The organism is Acinetobacter sp. YH12040 (assembly GCF_013420005.1).
Taxonomy (GTDB): Bacteria; Pseudomonadota; Gammaproteobacteria; order Pseudomonadales; family Moraxellaceae; genus Acinetobacter; species Acinetobacter amyesii.
On the sequence record NZ_VOZB01000014.1, the window covers coordinates 32,993 to 51,127 of the forward strand.

General features: G+C 41.7%; 18 protein-coding genes. 13 read left to right on the forward strand and 5 right to left on the reverse strand.

The window, feature by feature from the left end; translation table 11 throughout:
- Positions 1–142: 142 nt before the first annotated feature.
- On the forward strand, positions 143–1,552 hold the full coding sequence (gene der, locus FTT99_RS14235; RefSeq protein WP_078192658.1) for a ribosome biogenesis GTPase Der: 1,410 nt from the start codon (positions 143–145) through the stop codon (positions 1,550–1,552).
- A 77-nt stretch (positions 1,553–1,629) separates the two neighbouring features.
- Here der and FTT99_RS14240 read toward each other — a convergent pair whose 3' ends face one another.
- Positions 1,630–2,199, reverse strand: coding sequence for a hypothetical protein (locus tag FTT99_RS14240; protein ID WP_111884741.1), 570 nt, complete (start codon positions 2,197–2,199; stop codon positions 1,630–1,632).
- Between the two features lie 277 nt (positions 2,200–2,476).
- Here FTT99_RS14240 and FTT99_RS14245 point away from each other — a divergent pair, with 277 nt between their 5' ends.
- The gene (locus FTT99_RS14245; protein WP_180130745.1) at positions 2,477–3,118 is read left to right on the forward strand and encodes a 4'-phosphopantetheinyl transferase superfamily protein; all 642 of its coding nucleotides are present in this window, start codon (positions 2,477–2,479) and stop codon (positions 3,116–3,118) included.
- Positions 3,119–3,204: 86 nt separating this feature from the next.
- Here FTT99_RS14245 and FTT99_RS14250 read toward each other — a convergent pair whose 3' ends face one another.
- Positions 3,205–3,624, reverse strand: a complete 420-nt coding sequence (locus FTT99_RS14250; protein WP_078192655.1) for a hypothetical protein — start codon at positions 3,622–3,624, stop codon at positions 3,205–3,207.
- A gap of 165 nt (positions 3,625–3,789) precedes the next feature.
- The gene (locus FTT99_RS14255) at positions 3,790–4,566 is read right to left on the reverse strand and encodes an SDR family oxidoreductase (RefSeq protein ID WP_180130743.1); all 777 of its coding nucleotides are present in this window, start codon (positions 4,564–4,566) and stop codon (positions 3,790–3,792) included.
- Between the two features lie 104 nt (positions 4,567–4,670).
- Between FTT99_RS14255 and mazG the strand changes: the two genes are divergently transcribed.
- The 9 genes from mazG (at position 4,671) to yjgA (ending at position 11,344) form a co-directional block, all read left to right on the forward strand.
- Positions 4,671–5,465 (forward strand): nucleoside triphosphate pyrophosphohydrolase, encoded by a 795-nt coding sequence (mazG, locus tag FTT99_RS14260; RefSeq protein WP_180130741.1) that lies wholly within the window; start codon positions 4,671–4,673, stop codon positions 5,463–5,465.
- The gene (locus FTT99_RS14265; RefSeq protein WP_180130739.1) at positions 5,443–5,874 is read left to right on the forward strand and encodes a ComEA family DNA-binding protein; all 432 of its coding nucleotides are present in this window, start codon (positions 5,443–5,445) and stop codon (positions 5,872–5,874) included. Before mazG ends, FTT99_RS14265 begins: the two co-directional genes overlap by 23 nt.
- 134 nt (positions 5,875–6,008) lie before the next feature.
- On the forward strand, positions 6,009–7,478 hold the full coding sequence (gene pcnB, locus FTT99_RS14270) for a polynucleotide adenylyltransferase PcnB (protein WP_180130737.1): 1,470 nt from the start codon (positions 6,009–6,011) through the stop codon (positions 7,476–7,478).
- Complete coding sequence (gene folK, locus FTT99_RS14275; RefSeq protein WP_078192650.1) at positions 7,475–7,960, forward strand: 2-amino-4-hydroxy-6-hydroxymethyldihydropteridine diphosphokinase; 486 nt, start codon at positions 7,475–7,477, stop codon at positions 7,958–7,960. The genes pcnB and folK overlap by 4 nt, the downstream gene beginning before the upstream one ends.
- Before the next feature lie 46 nt (positions 7,961–8,006).
- Complete coding sequence (panB, locus tag FTT99_RS14280) at positions 8,007–8,816, forward strand: 3-methyl-2-oxobutanoate hydroxymethyltransferase (RefSeq protein WP_111884734.1); 810 nt, start codon at positions 8,007–8,009, stop codon at positions 8,814–8,816.
- Between the two features lie 3 nt (positions 8,817–8,819).
- Positions 8,820–9,668, forward strand: a complete 849-nt coding sequence (panC, locus tag FTT99_RS14285) for a pantoate--beta-alanine ligase (RefSeq protein ID WP_078192648.1) — start codon at positions 8,820–8,822, stop codon at positions 9,666–9,668.
- Between the two features lie 22 nt (positions 9,669–9,690).
- A complete protein-coding gene (gene rapZ, locus FTT99_RS14290; RefSeq protein WP_078189595.1) occupies positions 9,691–10,542 on the forward strand; it encodes an RNase adapter RapZ in 852 nt (283 codons plus the stop codon).
- Positions 10,539–10,808, forward strand: coding sequence for an HPr family phosphocarrier protein (locus tag FTT99_RS14295; protein WP_067763492.1), 270 nt, complete (start codon positions 10,539–10,541; stop codon positions 10,806–10,808). The genes rapZ and FTT99_RS14295 overlap by 4 nt, the downstream gene beginning before the upstream one ends.
- A 2-nt stretch (positions 10,809–10,810) precedes the next feature.
- A complete protein-coding gene (gene yjgA / locus FTT99_RS14300; protein WP_180130735.1) occupies positions 10,811–11,344 on the forward strand; it encodes a ribosome biogenesis factor YjgA in 534 nt (177 codons plus the stop codon).
- Between the two features lie 176 nt (positions 11,345–11,520).
- On the opposite strand, the gene FTT99_RS14305 is transcribed toward yjgA, so the two are convergent.
- Positions 11,521–13,161 (reverse strand): acyl-CoA synthetase, encoded by a 1,641-nt coding sequence (locus tag FTT99_RS14305; RefSeq protein ID WP_111884733.1) that lies wholly within the window; start codon positions 13,159–13,161, stop codon positions 11,521–11,523.
- Positions 13,162–13,695: 534 nt separating this feature from the next.
- On the opposite strand from FTT99_RS14305, the gene FTT99_RS14310 reads away from it, so the two are divergent.
- Together FTT99_RS14310 and FTT99_RS14315 are read left to right on the forward strand one after the other, a co-directional pair.
- Positions 13,696–14,976, forward strand: coding sequence for a D-arabinono-1,4-lactone oxidase (locus FTT99_RS14310; protein ID WP_180161619.1), 1,281 nt, complete (start codon positions 13,696–13,698; stop codon positions 14,974–14,976).
- Positions 14,977–15,033: 57 nt separating this feature from the next.
- Positions 15,034–16,185 carry an alanine racemase gene (locus tag FTT99_RS14315; RefSeq protein WP_180130732.1) on the forward strand — a complete coding sequence of 384 codons (1,152 nt, stop codon included), beginning with the start codon at positions 15,034–15,036 and terminating at the stop codon, positions 16,183–16,185.
- Between the two features lie 63 nt (positions 16,186–16,248).
- On the opposite strand, the gene FTT99_RS14320 is transcribed toward FTT99_RS14315, so the two are convergent.
- Entirely contained in the window at positions 16,249–17,868 is a 1,620-nt protein-coding gene (locus tag FTT99_RS14320) for a glutamate synthase-related protein (protein ID WP_180130729.1), read from the reverse strand.
- Positions 17,869–18,135: the final 267 nt, after the last annotated feature.

An 18,135-nucleotide genomic window follows, 5' to 3' on the forward strand; every position in this document is an offset into this window, starting at 1 on the left:
ACCGTATTTTTAACGCGGGGGATTGAATCATCAATGCCCCGTGTTTTTATTTATTTTAGGCATTTATCCTATTTCCATTCTTCCTAAGCTTTCTGATGTTCAGACCAGACCAAACTGGCTGATCTGGAATAAAGGTTAATCTATGAAACCCGTAATTGCGCTCATTGGTCGTCCGAACGTCGGAAAATCAACGTTGTTTAACCAGATAACCAAGAGCCGTGATGCTCTCGTTGCTGACTTTGCCGGTCTGACTCGTGACCGTAAGTATGGTGACGCGACTTATCAAAATAAATCCTTCATCGTCGTTGATACTGGGGGTATTGGCGAAACTGAAGGCGGTATCGACTCGTACATGGCAGAACAGTCAAAAACTGCCATCAATGAAGCAGATATTATTGTCTTCGTGGTCGATGCGCGCGCAGGCTTATTGGCATCTGATGAGCAAATTGCACGTGACTTACGTACGCTGGGTAAAAAAGTTTATCTTGTTGCCAACAAAGTTGATGGTGTACATGCCGAAGCAGCTTTAGTTGAATTCTTTAAATTGGGTATGGGTGAACCACTTCAAGTGGCTGCCAGCCATGGTCGTGGTGTTCAGCAAATGCTTGAAGAAGTGTTAGCTGAAGTGCCTGAAGATGAAAGTGAAGAACAACACGATAAAGACACAGGCTTACGTTTAGCGATTATTGGTCGTCCAAACGTGGGTAAATCGACTTTAGTGAACCGTTTGTTGGGTGAAGACCGTGTGGTTGCATTTGACCAACCAGGTACTACACGTGACTCAATTTATATTCCATTTGAACGTGACGGTCGTAAATACACATTAATCGATACTGCGGGTGTACGTCGTAAAGGTAAAGTGGACGAAATGATCGAGAAATTCTCGATTGTGAAAACTTTACAAGCGATGAAAGATGCGCATGTTGTGGTTATTGTTGTCGATGCACGTGAAGGGATCGTTGAGCAAGACTTGCATTTGATTGGTTATGCGCTTGAAGCAGGCCGTGCGATGGTGATTGCCATCAACAAATGGGACAACATGTCTGACTATGACCGTAAACAGTGTAAATTAGATGTTGAACGTCGTTTTGACTTTATTCCATGGGCAAAAATTCACTTAATTTCTGCACTTCACGGTACAGGTGTTGGTGATCTTTATCCATCGATCCACCGTGCTTATGATTCTTCGCATTTGAAAGTATCACCTGCGAAAATCACTCAGATCTTGAATGATGCAACTGATGCGCACCAACCACCAATGGTTCAAGGTCGTCGTATCAAAATGCGTTATGCGCATATTGGCGGACAAAATCCACCGACGATTGTGATTCATGGTAACAAGGTCGATAAAACGCCAAATGACTATCGTCGTTACCTAGAAAACGTGTTCCGTAAAGTTTATAAACTTGAAGGTACGCCAGTCAAAATTGAATTTAAAACCTCTGATAACCCATTTGAAGGTCGTAAGTCGCAAATCGATGAGCGTACGGCTGCACGTAAACGTCGTTATGTTCAGAAGTTCAAAAAAGCGGAAAAGAAATTCAAACGCTAAGTTTGGATAAGAAAAAAAAAGCCTGCAGATATGCAGGCTTTTTTATTTCACTTTATTTATCTAAAAAGATGTGAAAATTAGTTTTTGCACTTTTTAGCTTGGCGGTAAATATCAATATTATCCAGATTAGCTTGAGCAATTTCCATGGCTTGCTGTGCGCTGCTGCTATCCTGTTGTGTATTTTTATTGCCAGAAAAAGCTGTCGCAAATTGTCCCATACGCGCGGCTGTTTCAGATTGACCTGAAAATGCGGATAGCGCGTTGCCAGCAAGACCAGCCCATTTTGACACTTGATTATTTTGCTGTGCAGACGCTTGGCTTAATGCCAGTTGCGATGCTTCCAATGTACGTTCGAAAGTTTTACGTTCAACGCTCAGATCAGTGCAATCTAAGGTTTTTAAATAACTGGTGCTATAAACACTATTGTTGGTTTGGTTAGCTTGATTGAAATTTGAGGCATAGCCACGGTCTGCTTGAGCTACAGCATTGGCAGCTTCTTGACGGCTTTGATTCATACGCGCTTCAGCTTGGTCCATAATCGCGCCATTTTTGGCACCCATCACTGCAACAGCTGCATCCAATAAGCCTGCTTGAGCGAAACATGGTAGGACACAAAGTGAACTGATTAACGTGATTTTTCTTAGCATCTGATTTACCCCGAGTTTTAAATTAAAGTTATAAGAATCTAGAGTATTTTATCTAATTGAAGATGTATTTAAAATATTTATTATACTTAAGTATTTGAATATATTTATAATATTAAGTATTTCTTAAGTGGTTTGAAATATTTTTAAACTGAGTTTTAAAATCTCGATAAGTCAAAGGACCGATGCGCTCATCTGTATTGTGGTGTATTTTGTGTTGGAGAGTCGCATAAAATATAGCGTCATGGACGTAGTGTAAAAGATATTGGATCAATAACTTATGGCGAAAATTCAGCTTGAATATAGTGCAATTACTGACTTCTTTGTGGAGCCGCATGGCTTGAGTCGTCAAGAGGTAATTGCCGTGCGTAAAAAAGCCATTTACCAATATCGCAATCAATTACTTGCGCAGCGGCTTAATAGATCAGTTGAAAATTCAGATTTTTCAAAGTCTGCATTTGGTAAGCCTTTTCTTCCTGATTTTCCACACTTTCATTTTAATCATAGTCATAGCCAGCAGCATTATGTTTTGGCCAGCAGTGAAAAAATCGCCAATATTGGTGTGGATATTGAGGATTTAAATCGAAAAGTTCGTTTTGATGTGATGGCTCAACACAGTTTTCATCCCGAAGAATTGCTTCATTGGGAGAGCTGTGAGCATGATCCTGATTTTTGGTTTAAAGTTTGGACCACCAAAGAGGCGGTACTTAAAGCGTCAGGTTTAGGGATTCGAGTGAACCTGAATGAACTGAATACGCAGTGTCATCCTGAGCAGAATGGTGGGATGTGTAGCCATCCCACCATTGGCACATTTGCTTATCAGAATATTCAACTACCGCATGTGATGTTGACGGTAGCATGGCAAAGTGAACAATCTTGCCGAGGCTTTCATTTGCCGAAAATTGAGTTGAATGTCTTATAAATCGGTATGAAATAGAAATCACCATGAAAAAAGCCCTGTTCTGGCTGAACAGGGCTTTTTTTAAATCAATCTAAACTGGCTTTAGATTAGATTTTGCATTTTTTAGAACCTTGATAGATACCAATGTTGTCGATGTTTGCTTGAGCAGCTGATTTGTTCGCTTGTTGAAGTTCAAGGTTGCCTGCATCAGAAGTATCTTGCTCACCAGCCAAGCTGTTTGCAATGTTGCCTGCACGAGCAGCTTTTTCAGAGTTACCACCGAAAGCAGCAAGAGCGCCACCCGCTAAACCAGCAAATTTGCTCAATGATTTGCCTGGTGCTTGAGCAGATGCTTGGATGTTTGCAATGTTTTTGTCAGCAGCTTCTAAAGAGCGCTTAGCATTCGCTTTTTCAACAGCAAGAGTTGCACAATCCATCGCTTTTAATTCTGAAGATGCGAATTGAGTTGTAGCAAAAGCAGAAATTGAAATAGAAGTAACAGTTGCAAGAACAAGTAATTTTTTCATGAAATAATTCACTTTTATTGTTAGAAAATAAACGCCCGAAAGTAATGGGCGGGTGAATATTATTCAAAAAAAGGAATTTTGTCCTGTTAAAATGTGACAATTGTGTAACTTTGTGTAATTTGCGTACAAAAATGATTGCAAAATTAAATGATTAGTAACACGTTACTATCTAGGTTTTTGTGCAATCCAAATATTACTTAAGCGGTTGACAAATTGCGGGCTAAACTTCGATAAATTAAATAAAAATTTAGCTTTCATCCCCACAGGTGTATGTGTGGCCATTAAGACCGAATCCCGTTTTTGTACCAAGGCATAAATTTGCTGAGCGACATCGCTCGGTTGAAGATTGACCCCCATTTTCTTAATGCTTTGGGCATCCATGTCTTGCACCATCGCGGTTTGAACAAATAAAGGCATCACATCTAAAACGCGAATATTGTATTTTTGCCATTCAATATCCAAACTTTCAGTGAACCCGCGGACAGCAAATTTAGATGTGGCATAACTGGCTAAATCGGCTTGTCCATAAATTGCTGAAGCCGAAGAGAGGTTAATCACACGAGCAAAATTGCTTTGCTGTAAATAGGGGAATGCCGCATAGCAACCGTTTATCACCCCTTTGACATTGATATCAATTGTTCGGTGGTGTGCAGACAGTTCCGTATGTTCAAAGCTGCCTGAATACAGAATTCCGGCATTATTGACTAAGATATTCAGCTGGCCTGCCCAAGCAACAAATTCAGCTAAAGCGCTTTGCCATTGCTCTGGTTGTGTCACATCTAAAAGCCCAGCTTTGGCATGGCTACCGAGTTCAGCAGCTAATGAGGTGACTTGAGATTGGTTGATGTCGTAAAGCCCAACTTTATAGCCTTGTTGTATGAACAGTCGTGCAATTGCTGCGCCAATCCCTTGTCCTGCACCGCTAATAAAAATACTTTGCATGTTATGCTTCCCTGAATTGAGTTGCTCATTCCCTGAGTGAATTTTGAGCATATCAAATTCTGTAATCGAAACAATGTACTGATGAGTAAATAGCTGGAGTTCACATGGAACAATTATTAGCAGTGATGAAAGAATTACGTGAAAAATGTCCATGGGATCAAAAGCAAACCCCAGAAAGTCTGACTCGTTATGCCATCGAAGAGGCCTATGAAGTTGAAGCGGCAGTTCGTTCAGGTCAGAGTGATGATGTACGAGATGAACTGGGGGATTTGTTGCTGCAAGTGGTTTTTCAGTCGCAGATGTATAGCGAACAAGGCGCGTTTAATTTTCAAGATGTGGTGCAAGCCATTACAGATAAATTAATTCGCCGTCATCCCCATGTGTTTCAGGCAGAGCAATTCTCAGCACTCAATGCGGATGATGTGGCAACACTATGGAAACAGATTAAACAACAAGAAAAAGCAGGGAAATCAGCATCAAGATTAGATGAGGTTAAACATGGTCCTGCATTAAGCCAAGCAGATGAAATCCAAAAAAATGTGGCGAAAATTGGCTTTGATTTTCCAGATATTGAAGGGGCTTATGGCAAGCTTGAGGAAGAGCTAGGGGAGTTAAAAGAGGCCTTAGCAGGCAAAAAATCCGACGAAATATTTGATGAATTTGGTGATTGCTTATTTTCTCTGGTGAATGTTGGACGTAAGATTGGCATCTCAAGTGAGATGGCACTGTTAAGTACCATTCATAAATTTAGAAGCCGCTTTGCTTATATTGAAGCACAGGCCACATTACAACAAAAACATGTAGAAGACTTGTCCTTAACTGAGATGGATCAGTTGTGGGAACAGGCAAAACAACAATTAAAACAACAGGCTGAATATGTACAACATCCTAAAGAATAAATATTTTACACAACTACTTATCTTGGCTTTGAGTTTAATGGCAGATTTAACTTTTGCGCAAAGCCCTTCGGGCTACGCGGAATGGAAAGCCTTACAGCAAGCCAAAGATCAACAATTAAAAAAGCAATCTGAGGCCTCGAAGTCCAAAGCGACAACTGCACCGAGCAATGCCAACTATTATTTGTCACGACCCAGCACCCAACAAAATAGTCGAACAGATCAGGTACGTTTAAATACAGCCTCAGTCGATGAACTGCAGACATTGCATGGAATTGGTCAGAAAAAAGCAGAAGCAATTGTGCAATATCGCAAAAGTAATGGCTTATTTAAAAGCATTGATGATATTCAACAGGTTAAGGGAATCGGTCCTGCGCTGTTTGCTAAAAATAAAGCAAAATTGGCACTTTAAGTGAAGTGTAAAAAAAAGAATTAGGTTAAGCTCAGCTTGAGCATCGAGATAATCAAATTGCCCTTTGATTGTGTTAGAGATATCATTAGCGACATCTTAAGAATTTTACGTTCAGACGTAGGAGACAGCGTCTTTTGCAAACTTTGCGCGCGTCCAAATGTGGTTTATCAACCGCACAATTACCTTCTTCCATTTTAGATGTGATTGATGCCTTAACTAAGGCAGGCTATGAAGCTTATATCGTGGGTGGCAGTGTCCGCGACCTAATGTTGGGTCATACACCTAAAGATTTTGATGCCGTAACTAATGCGACACCAGCTCAGGTGAAAGAAGTCTTCGGGCGACGTTGCCGAATTATTGGTCGTCGTTTTGAGCTGGCGCATGTCTACTCAGGACGTGAACTGATCGAAGTTGCGACCTTCCGTGCGCCGCCTAAAAAAGCCGTGACTTCTGCTGCGGGCATGATTTTACGTGATAATAATTGGGGTACGATTGAGCAAGACTTTGCACGTCGTGACTTCTCGATCAATGCAATGTATTACCAACCACGCAAAGGTGAAGTGCTAGATTTTTGTCATGCAGTAGATGACATAAAACATAAAATGTTGCGTTTATTGGGTGATCCACAACTACGTTTTGAAGAAGATCCTGTGCGGATGCTTCGGACTTTACGTTTTGCAGCCAAATTAAACTTTAATATTGATCAAAAAATTCTGGATGTCTTTACTCCAGAACTTACTCAATTGCTGCGTGATGTGTCTCCACATCGTTTATACGATGAGTCACAAAAGCTTTTTACCATGGGGCATCTCAATCGCGTCTTACCGATGCTGATCGATTTTGGTATTTGGTATCAATTATTTGCAGATATCAAACCAGTCGTAACGCCATTTATTGAGTTGGCTGCAAAAAATACCGATCAACGTATTTCGATTGGGAAAACCATTAACCCTGCATTTTTCTATGCCGTGTTATTGTGGATTCCGTTCCAAGAACGTTGTACGTTCTATTTAAATAAAGGTGTTGTTCCTGCTGAAGCGCGTGCTCAAGCGGGCTTGGATGTATTGAAACGTCAGGCTACACGAACCATTATTCCACGCTTTGCCGAAACATTTATTCGTGAAGTTTGGGAAATGCAAACCCGTTTGCTGAATCCAAAACCACAGCAAATTGAAGCACTTTCAGGTCATGCACGTTTCCGTGCAGGCTTTGACTTTCTGCTGCTGCGTGAAAAATCGGGCGATATAAGCACGCAAGGCATGGGGCAGTGGTGGGATGCTTATCAGCAGATGAGCACTGACGAAAAAGAACTGGCAATTAGCCAATACAATCGTCAACGTGCCAAGAGTCGTCGTAAAGCGGCGCATGAAGATGTGGAAGCCAAAACTTCTGCACATCAGCAAGTTGAAATTGAACCGCTGGTGAATGAACCAGAAAGTAGAAGTCGCCGTCAACGTAAGCCTAAATCACATGCCAATAGTCTAGAGACAGTGTCAATCGTTGCAGCGTCAGCCAGTGGTGAAATTGGTGCAGATCATCCGATTTTAAAACGTAAACGTGTGAAACGAGATTTGACTCAGGTTATTTTTGGGCCAACACAATGACGCTGACATATATTGGTTTAGGCAGTAATTTAGGTGATTCTCTACAGATCCTCAGTGAAGCGGTGCATAAACTTGCAACGCTCGGAAAAGTGAAAGTCTCAAAACTGTATCAAAGCCCGCCAATGGGTCCACAAGATCAGCCGAATTATTTAAATGCAGCGGTTGCATTAGAAACGGATCTAGCACCTTTGGCCTTGTTGGATGAATTGCAACGCTTTGAACAAGAGTCGGGGCGTGTACGCCTACGTCATTGGGGGGAGCGTACACTGGATTTAGATTTACTGATTTATGGTGAACAGCACATTCAAAATGAACGTTTAACGGTGCCTCATGTTGGTGTTTTAGAACGTGATTTTGTGTTGAAACCTTTGTTGGATTTAGATGAGAATCTACAGATTAAAGGACAACCATTAAAAGATTTACCTATTTTGAATAATCCAAATTTAACTGTATTGGATGCAGGAAACTGGGCCCATCTTTAATTTTTGTATGACCACTTGAGAAAGCCGTCATCTGAGGAATATTGAAATGATTAGTCTAAGTGACTTGAAAAAATTTAAAGCGGAAGGTCGCAAATTCTCCTGCCTGACTTGCTATGATGCGAGCATGGCAAAAGCAATGGAAGTTGCTGAAGTCGATAGCATTTTGATTGGGGATTCATTGGGGATGACCATTCAAGGGAATGACTCGACTTTACCTGTCACTGTTGAAGATATGGTATATCACACTGCAGCAGTGCGTCGTGGCAATAAACATGCGTTTATTTTGACTGATTTGCCATTTATGACCTATGCCACTTTGAATGACGCTTTGGTGAATTCAAAGACCGTGATGCAAGCAGGCGCACAGATGGTCAAATTGGAAGGTGGTGCATGGTTGTCAGAAACAGTTGAAGTATTGACCCGTAATGGTATTCCAGTGTGTGTGCATTTAGGGTTAACTCCGCAATCGGTTCATGTGTTTGGCGGTTATAAAGTGCAAGCACGTACACGCGAAACCGCGGATCAACTCATTGCAGATTGTAAAGCTGTGGTTGATGCAGGTGCAGCAATTTTACTTTTGGAATGTGTTCCTGCCCAAGTGGGTAAAGAAATTAGTGAATTATTCCCAAATACACCTGTGATTGGGATCGGTGCCGGTGCAGAAACGGATGCTCAAGTCTTGGTTCAACAAGATATGTTGGGACTGACGTTTAGTCACGTGGCGAAATTTGTTCGCAACTTTATGAAAGAGCAAGCAGGGGAAACGGCAATTGTGGATGCGTTTAAGGCGTATCATGCTGCCGTATTAGATGGTAGCTTCCCTGCCAAAGAACATACATTCCAAATTGAGCTGTAAGACATGAAAACTGAAACAACGATTCAAGGTTTAAGTGCATCGCTAAATCCAGCACGTGCTGCGCGTAAAATCATTGGTTTTGTACCAACGATGGGGAACTTGCATGAAGGTCACCTCAATTTAGTTCGTGAAGCACGCAAACTGTGTGATGTCGTGGTGGTGAGTATTTTCGTTAACCCAATTCAGTTCGGTCCAAATGAAGACTTTGACAACTATCCACGTACTTTGGAACAAGATCAGCACTTATTGGCTGAAGTGGGTTGTGACATCGTGTTTGCACCGACTGTTGAACAAATGTATGGCAACAAACCGCGCTTAACCAATATTAGCGTGGGCGGCATTACCAATGATTTGTGTGGCGAACAGCGTCCGGGTCATTTTGACGGTGTTGCTGTTGTTGTGACAAAACTCTTTAATATTGTTCAACCGAATTTTGCATTCTTTGGGCAAAAAGATTACCAGCAACTTGCAGTGATTCGTCAGTTTGTACGTGACTTAAATATTCCACTAGAAGTGATTGGTGTGCCGATTACTCGTGCTGAAGATGGTTTGGCATTGAGCTCACGTAATGGTTATTTAAGTGCGGAAAATCGTGCGATTGCACCAACGATTTACCAAAGCTTGAAAACGGCTGAGGCAGAATTACATGCTGGAACTCAACTTGCAGATGTGTTAGCGAATATTAAAGCAACATTGACAGCAGCGGGTTTTGTTGTGGACTATGTTGAAGCACGTACACCTGAATTACAGAAAATTGAAGAATTTGATCAAGACGTGGTGTTGTTTATTGCGGCTAAATTAGGCGCAACACGTCTTATTGATAATATGCAGGTTAAATATACTGCAGTTTAAAACGGCTATGGGGTAGCAAGCGATGAAGCGCATTTTAATTGTTACAGGACAATCTGGATCTGGAAAGTCATCTGCATTACAGATACTTGAGGATTTGGGTTATTACTGTATCGATAATTTGCCATTGGCCTTACTCCCCGAAATTGTTGAAAAACTCGATTCAGAAAATAATCTTGAACAATTGGCACTGGGTGTGGATGTCCGCAGTACACGTGCAGATTTACAAGAGTTCGATTTGGTTTTTCAACAGCTACAACGCCATGGCTCAGTCGATATTATTTATTTGACCACGCGTGATCAGGAATTGATTGCGCGATTCAGTTCATCTCGACGTCCCCATCCCTTGGCAAGTCGTTTCAAAAGTTTAAATGAGTGCATACAGGAAGAAAAATCTTTACTGTTGCCGATTCAATTACGTTCGACAGTACATATTGATACTACAGATAAGAGTGTACATGATTTAAAACATACTTTGCTGTCTAAACTTGGACAGGCAGATAATTTAATTTTGATCTTACAGTCTTTTGGCTATAAGCATGGTATTCCACTCGATGCAGATTATGTTTTTGACGTCCGTCATTTGCCCAATCCACACTGGGATATGGAATTACGTAAGTATTCAGGATTAGATGAGCCAGTTCGTCAGTTTTTACAACAAAGTGAACAAACCAATGAAATGTTCCAAGATATTTATAATTTCTTGGATAAATGGCTGCCGGCATTTGCCGAAGGGCATCGTCATTACATGACGGTGTCGATCGGTTGTACAGGTGGGCAACACCGTTCGGTATATATCGTAGATAGACTAAAAAAAGCACTTGAGGCAAAATGGTCTATTCAGGTTCTACATAGAGAAATGAAGCACTGGTCATGATCGACACAACTGTTGACGTAATTAATAAACTGGGTTTACATGCGCGTGCATCTGGCAAGCTAATCGAAGTCACGACCAAATTTCGATCGTCGATTCAAATTGGTAAGGGTGGAAAATTAGTAGATGCCAAAAATATTATGTCTTTGCTGATGCTTGGCGCAGGCAAGGGCACAACTTTACGCTTAGTGATTGAAGGTGCAGATGAAGAAAAAGCTTTATCTGAAATTCAAGCACTGTTTGCGGCAAAATTTTACGAGGCAGATTAAACGTGGCACGTCGACCGAACCGCTATACCGAAGAAGACTTTGAATCCTTAGAAGGACGTGCAAGTAAAACTGAGCAAAAGAAAGCTGTACAACGTATGGCTGCTTTGGGCGAGGAACTTGCAAAACTGAATCCTAAACAGATTAAAAATCTTCCTGTTGAAGAGCGTCTGATCGAAGCACTACTAGATGCACAAACAATTACTTCACATGAAGCGCGACGCCGTCAGTTTCAACGTGTAGGTAAATTACTGCGTAATGAAGATGAAACCATGATTTTATCTTACTTAACCCCGCAGCAAGGTGCGAAAAAAACAGCGCAGCTTCAACGCTGGACTGAACGTATGATTGCCCAAGGTGATCCCGTCATTAAAGAGTTCATGAAAGCACATAATGCTGCTGAACATCATCCTATTCGTCAGCATATTTTGCGTATTCAACGTGATATATCCAAAAATGTAAGCGAAGAAGAACTGTCTGCGTCAAAGTTGAAATTGTTTAACTACATTCAACAAGTAGCTTTATTATCTGATAACTAATGCATGATTAGATAACCAAGTACTTAGATAGCTCAATGATCAGATAATTCAACATGATCTGATCATTGAAGCAAAACGTGAAGTTATAGACTTCACATCAAAAAAGCGACCTGATTAGGTCGCTTTTTGTTGCTTAAATGATTGAAAAAATCATGCTTGGCTTTTGAGTTTTAACATTAACCAAATTCACCAACAGCGCGCTCTTTAGCCCATTCACGGAGAACGAACTTCTGAAGTTTACCTGTCGAGGTTTTTGGAATTTCGGTAATCACTACATCTTTAGGTACTTTGAAACGTGCAAGGTGCTGCTTACAGAATTCGATCAGTTCTTCAGGCGTTGCTTCTTTACCTGCTTTTAATTCAATAAAGGCACAAGGCACTTCTTGCCAACGAGGGTCAGGTTTTGCAACCACTGCAGCTGTCAGTACAGCAGGGTGTTGATATAGAATTTCTTCTACTTCGAGCGATGAAATGTTTTCACCCCCTGAAATGATCACATCTTTAGAGCGGTCAGTAATTTTGGCATAACCGTCAGGTTGGCAGACTGCTAAGTCGCCGGTATGGAACCAGCCACCGGCAAAGGCTTCAGCCGTTGCTTCTGGGTTTTTCAAATAACCTTTCATTACGATGTTGCCACGGAACATGATTTCACCCATGGTCTGGCCATCATGCGGAACAGGTAACATGGTTTCAGGATCAATGACTTTCATGCCATCTTGAAGCGGGTATGGCACACCTTGGCGAGAATGCAACTGTGCTTGTTCTTGAATGGAAAGATCAGACCAACCAGCTTGCGATGCGCAAAGTGCCGATGGACCATATGTTTCAGTCAAACCATAAACATGTGTAACATTGATGCCAATATTACGCATCCCTTCAATAATCGCTGCAGGTGGCGCTGCACCAGCAACCATCACTTCAACGCGATGGTCAAATTGTGCTTTTTTCTCTTCAGGCGTATTGATCATCATTGAAAGTACGATTGGCGCACCGCAGAAATAATCTACTTTGTGTTCTGCAATCAATTTGAAAATCAGTTCAGGGTCAATTTTACGTAGACAAATATTGGTTCCGCCATTGGCTGCCATTGTCCAAGCAAAGCACCAGCCATTACAGTGGAATAGAGGAAGCGTCCACAGATACGTTGCACGTGGCGTCATGCCGCAAGCAATGATGTTACTCGCTGCATTGATATATGCGCCGCGGTGATGATACACCACGCCTTTTGGATTCCCTGTGGTACCCGAGGTATAGCTTAAACTAATCGCATCCCATTCATCTTGAGGTAAGTGCCATTCAAAGTTCGCATCGCCTTGCGCCAACCAGTCTTCAAATTCAATTTGTCCAATCGGTTGTGCTGTGCCTTCAAATTCAGCATCTGCAACATCAATGACATAAATGTCTTGATCGATCAAAGCCAAAGCTTCGGTGGCAACTTGAGCAAATTCAGGGTCAACCAACAGGACTTTGGTTTCTGCATGTTCCAGCATGAAGGCAATGGTTTTCGCATCAAGGCGTGTATTTAGCGTATTTAGTACAGCACCCGCCATCGGTACGGCAAAGTGTGCTTCAACCATAGCCGGAACGTTCGGTAATAACACAGACACGGTGTCATTTTTGCCAATGCCTAATTGTTGCAACTGATGTGCAAATTGACGACAGCGGTTATACGTTTGGCGCCATGAAATATGACGATTGCCATGGATAATGGCATCCTGATCAGGATAAATATAAGCTGCACGCTCTAAATAACGTAGAGGCGAAAGTGCCACAAAATTTGCCGGGGTCCGTGGCAATTCATCGTATGCGCTAACCATCGTGGTACTCCAAGTCCATGTCTATTTGTTTTAAATCTGACTTAACAATAATTCAGTCCGTAGCTTCTCTGCATTTATGCTTTAGTCGAGTATTTACACTAAATTTTTAAGTGATTGAAATTTAACATAATAAAAACAATAAGGTGACGAAAATGAACCCTGTAGTTCTCAAAATTGATTTTTTAGCATAAATAATTTAGTTGAAAAATATACAGGTGTTGTTGGTTTTTTATACTGATTTGGCAGATATTTCCGTGTGTGATCTTTTTTATTGATTCGGTTTGAATGATGCTTAACGAATAATGTAGAGCGCCTTGAATAGTCTTTGTGTGGGTATAAACGAATGATATTTTTTTTAATTGATCGTTGCTTATTTGCTGTTTTATAACAATAAACTTAAATTTGAGAAGATACAGAACTTCGTATAATCTAAGTAAAAAATCAAGATGGCTTGTGCATTAACATTGCAAAAGCGGAATCAAAAATAAAACAATACGGCTAAATACAATAAAAAGTATGGCGACAAGGATGAATATGACAATTCAACACGACATTGCATGGGAAAATTGGTCAGGTGCTCAGAAGTCGATCCCGAAGTCATTTACACAACCGCAAAATCTTGAGCAATTAATGGATGTGGTGCAATCCCATCCTAAGATTCGCTTGGTTGGCGCAGGGCACTCATTTAGCCCTTTGGCAAAAACTACAGATACCTTAGTACGTTTAGATCATCTCAAAGGCATTCTAGATATCGATGTAGAACGCTGCCAAAGTACCGTCCAAGCTGGCACAAGATTATTTGATTTGGGGGAGAAGCTCGCGTCTTTTGATCAGGCACTGATTAATCAAGGTGATATTGATCGTCAAAGTTTGGCTGGAGCGATTGCAACAGGGACGCATGGTACCGGACTCGAATTACCATGTTTATCGGCATTGGTTACGGGGTTTGAATTATTAACCGCGCAGGGCGAATTACTACAATGCAGTGTTGAACAGAACAGCGAAATTTTCCAAGCAGGGCGTGTTTCACTCGGGAGTTTAGGCGTGCTGACGCATGTACAGCTGCAAAATCGGTCGATGTATAAACTCAAAGAACAAACGCGATTATGTCCGCTGAAAGACGTCATGCAAAATATGCAGCAATGGCAATATGAACATCGACATATTGAGTTCTGGGCATTTAGTCATGCCGATCAGGTTATTTTAAAAACCTTAGATGTGACAGAAGATGACCTTCAACCGCGGAAAGAACAGTGGTTAGATGATGACGTATTACTCAAATTTTGTGCAGAATTGACGCGAATTTTTCCACCACTGAATCCATGGCTACAAAACTTATTGGGTGTTTTTGTCAAACCTTCGATCAGCGTAGACTGGTCAAGTCGAATTTTTCCTTCTGCTCGAAATACCAAATTTAATGAGATGGAATACCAGATTCCGCTGCAACACGGGATGAATTGTTTAGAAGAAATTTTGCATACCCTTCGACGACATAAGGTTCCGATGTTTTTTCCGCTAGAATATCGACTTGTACGTGGGGATGATATTTGGCTCAGTCCGTTTTATCAGCAAGATTCGGCCTCAATTTCGGTGCATCAGTTCTATAAGCAAGATTATCAAGTCATCTTTAAGCTCGTGGAGCCGATTTTTTTAAAATATGGCGGGCGTCCGCATTGGGGGAAATTGCATAGCCTAAATGCGCGGCAGCTTCAAAATGTGTACCCCAAGTGGCAGGATTTTTTAAAGATTCGACAAGAATTAGATCCGAAGCAAAAGTGGCTCAGTCCAGAGCTACAGCAATTACTGATTGCATAAGCATCGTGGAAAGTTAAACGTTGAAGACCAATCGAACGATATGAAAAAGGGGATGGAATGGATGCATATTTTCAAAAGTTGAATTCACTGTTAAAACAAAATGGTACGGGGATGCCCCAGTTAATCGTGGATGTTGATGCATTAAATCACAACTTGGTGGTCACTCAGCAGCAAATGCCAAAAGGGCTACATCCGCGCTTGGTGGTGAAATCCTTGGCGTGCATGGCTCTGCTTCAACACTGTGCTACTCAGCTTCAGGCACAGCGTTTCATGCTATTTCATTTTGCACATCTAAAAACGCTTTTCGAATCGATTCCGCAAGCCGATGTGTTGTTTGGAAAACCGATGCCGATTCAGGCCTTAAACCATGCAGACAAGGCGTTTTTGCAGGCAACGCAATCGCAAGTGCAATGGCTGATTGATAGTGAACAGCGTTTAGCCCAATACCTCAAATTTGCTGAGCAGCATCAACTGTGTCTACGCATCAATATTGAAATAGATGTGGGTTTACACCGTGGTGGTCTGAAAACGATCGATGAGCTAAAGGCTGTTTTGGATGAAATCGTTCAACATCCCCAACATTTAAAATTTTCAGGATTAATGGGCTATGACGCACATGTGGCGAAGATTCCACGGCTGATCCAATCTACTGAACAGACTTATCAACAGTCCCAGCAAAGTTATCAACAATTCAAAGCTTATGTACAACAGCGCTACCCAACCTTATGTGATGAACACACCTGTTGGAATGGTGGTGGTAGTCCTAGTTTTAGTTTTCATTGTCAGCAGAGTGTCTGTAACGAAGTCTCGTTTGGCTCGATGTTATTAAAACCCGTAGATTTTGAACTGAAAAATTTACAAGCTTTCCAAAGTGCCTTATGGATCGCCACACCTGTGCTAAAAGTGTTGCCGCGGACTGAATTACCACAGTTAGAATGGCTCAGTCATTGGGCAAAATCTCAGGCTGTGTTTATTTATGGAGGTTATTGGCGAGGGGACTATGTTTATCCTCAAGGCAGTCAGCCCCATGCGTTATATGGTCGCAGTAGTAATCAGGAGCTTGTGCAAATTCCACAGACAAGCAGCATAGATGTAGATGATTATATATTTTTACGTCCTGCACAAAGTGAAATGATCATCCCTCAATTTTCACAGCTTTGGTTGTACCAAGCCGATCAATTCATTGCCTTTGAAACCTTCAGAGAATAAAAAAGAGCCCGTATGGACTCTTTTTAGGTTCAATTGTTTTGAAAAAAGCTCATGATTTGACGCTTACTCAAATCCACTGTAGTGAATACCCGTGAGGTTCGACATTTCTTTTTTCCATGTGGTCAGGTCATCTTTGCAGAATTGATTCAGATGATGATGTCCGCAGGCACGTGCCATAACTTGCATCAGTTCAACGGATGCATTTAGAAAATTCGCCAGTTGTTGTGCCGACTTGTCTATTTCTAAACGACGACGTAAATGATCTTGTTGTGTGGCGATGCCGACAGAACAATCATTGGTCTGACAGGCACGCATAGCTAAACAGCCAATGGCTTGCATGGCAGAGTTTGAAATCGCGATGGCATCTGCACCTAAAGCCAGTGCTTTAATAAAGTCAGCGGGTACACGAAGTCCACCTGTGATCACTAAACTAATATCTGACCGTCCTAAACGGTCTAAATGACGACGTGCTCGTGCAAGCGCGGGAATGGTCGGTACAGAGATATTGTCACGGAATAAGGTTGGGGCTGCACCTGTTCCACCGCCACGACCATCTAAAATAATATAGTCCACACCGATGCTGAGTGCTGCGTCAATATCACGTTCAATATGCTGTGCGGAGAGTTTATAGCCGATCGGGATGCCGCCGGTTTCTGCTCGGACATATTCTGCAAATTCACGATATTGTGAAAGATGAGTCCAGTCGGGGAAAGTTGCAGGAGAAATGGCTGCGGTGCCTTCTGGTAATTTGCGCACTTCTGCAATTTTTCCAACCACTTTATGGCCTGGAAGATGTCCTCCCGTACCTGTTTTTGCAGCTTGACCGCCTTTAAAATGAAAGGCCTGACACTTTTTAACTTTTTCGATGTCATAGCCAAAACGACCCGATGCAAGTTCATAAAAATAACGTGAATTGGCCGCTTGTTCCTCAGTAAGCATTCCACCTTCACCTGAGCAAATTCCTGTACCCGCAATTTCAGCACCTGTTGCAAGGGCAACTTTGGCTTCTTGAGATAACGCACCAAAACTCATATCTGACACAAACAGGGGGATTTTGAGTTTTAATGGTTTTTTAGCATTTGGGCCAATTACCACTTCGGTTGCTACGGGTGCATCATCTAACAATGGAATTTTCCACAGTTGTGCGGTGATCAGTTGAATATCATCCCATTTCGGAAGTTGATTAAAAGGTACGCCCATCGCCGCTGTCGGACCATGATGTCCAAATTTACTTAAGCCATTGCGTGCAAGTTCCAAGATCAATTTATTATGTGGTTCTTCTGGTGCGGGCGCGGAGTCAGCATATAGGCCTTGGTATTGATCACGCTTATATTGTTGAGGATTTCTATTTTCCCACGCTTGAATTTCTTCAAGATCGACATACACCTGATCACCTTCCACCCACGCTTTAAACTTTTGCAAATTTTTATTCAGATAACGTGGGTTGATACCAGTTTTATAAATATAGTGCGAGCCATGCAGCCCACAGACGATTTTATCCCCTTGAATATGGGCATCAGCCATGAGGGCGCCACGATGCTGACAGCGACCATACATGACCACGACTTGTTCTGCATCATTATCTTCGAGCCTTAAGACCACAAGATCGACATTGGCTGCGAGGGCATAAGCGGGTTGGAGCGGTTTTAAACTAGACCAAGATATAAGTGAGTGTGCTTGCATGATACCTGCCTACATAAAGATTTCAGTGGGTATTGGTGTTCGAAATTCGGAATAATTTTATGAATTAGAACGTGATTATTATGTTGACAGCATAAAGCGCATTTCGGCTGAAATCTGCTTGAATTATCAGGAGTCTTGTAAAAGGCGGTAGAAAAATCAACTTCCATGGGATTAGAGGTTTATTAAAGTTGGCAGGGCGTGTAAAATTTAGGTCGAATTTTATTTATCCACCGTTTTTATCTTTTGAGGGTCTCCCTCGATCATAAT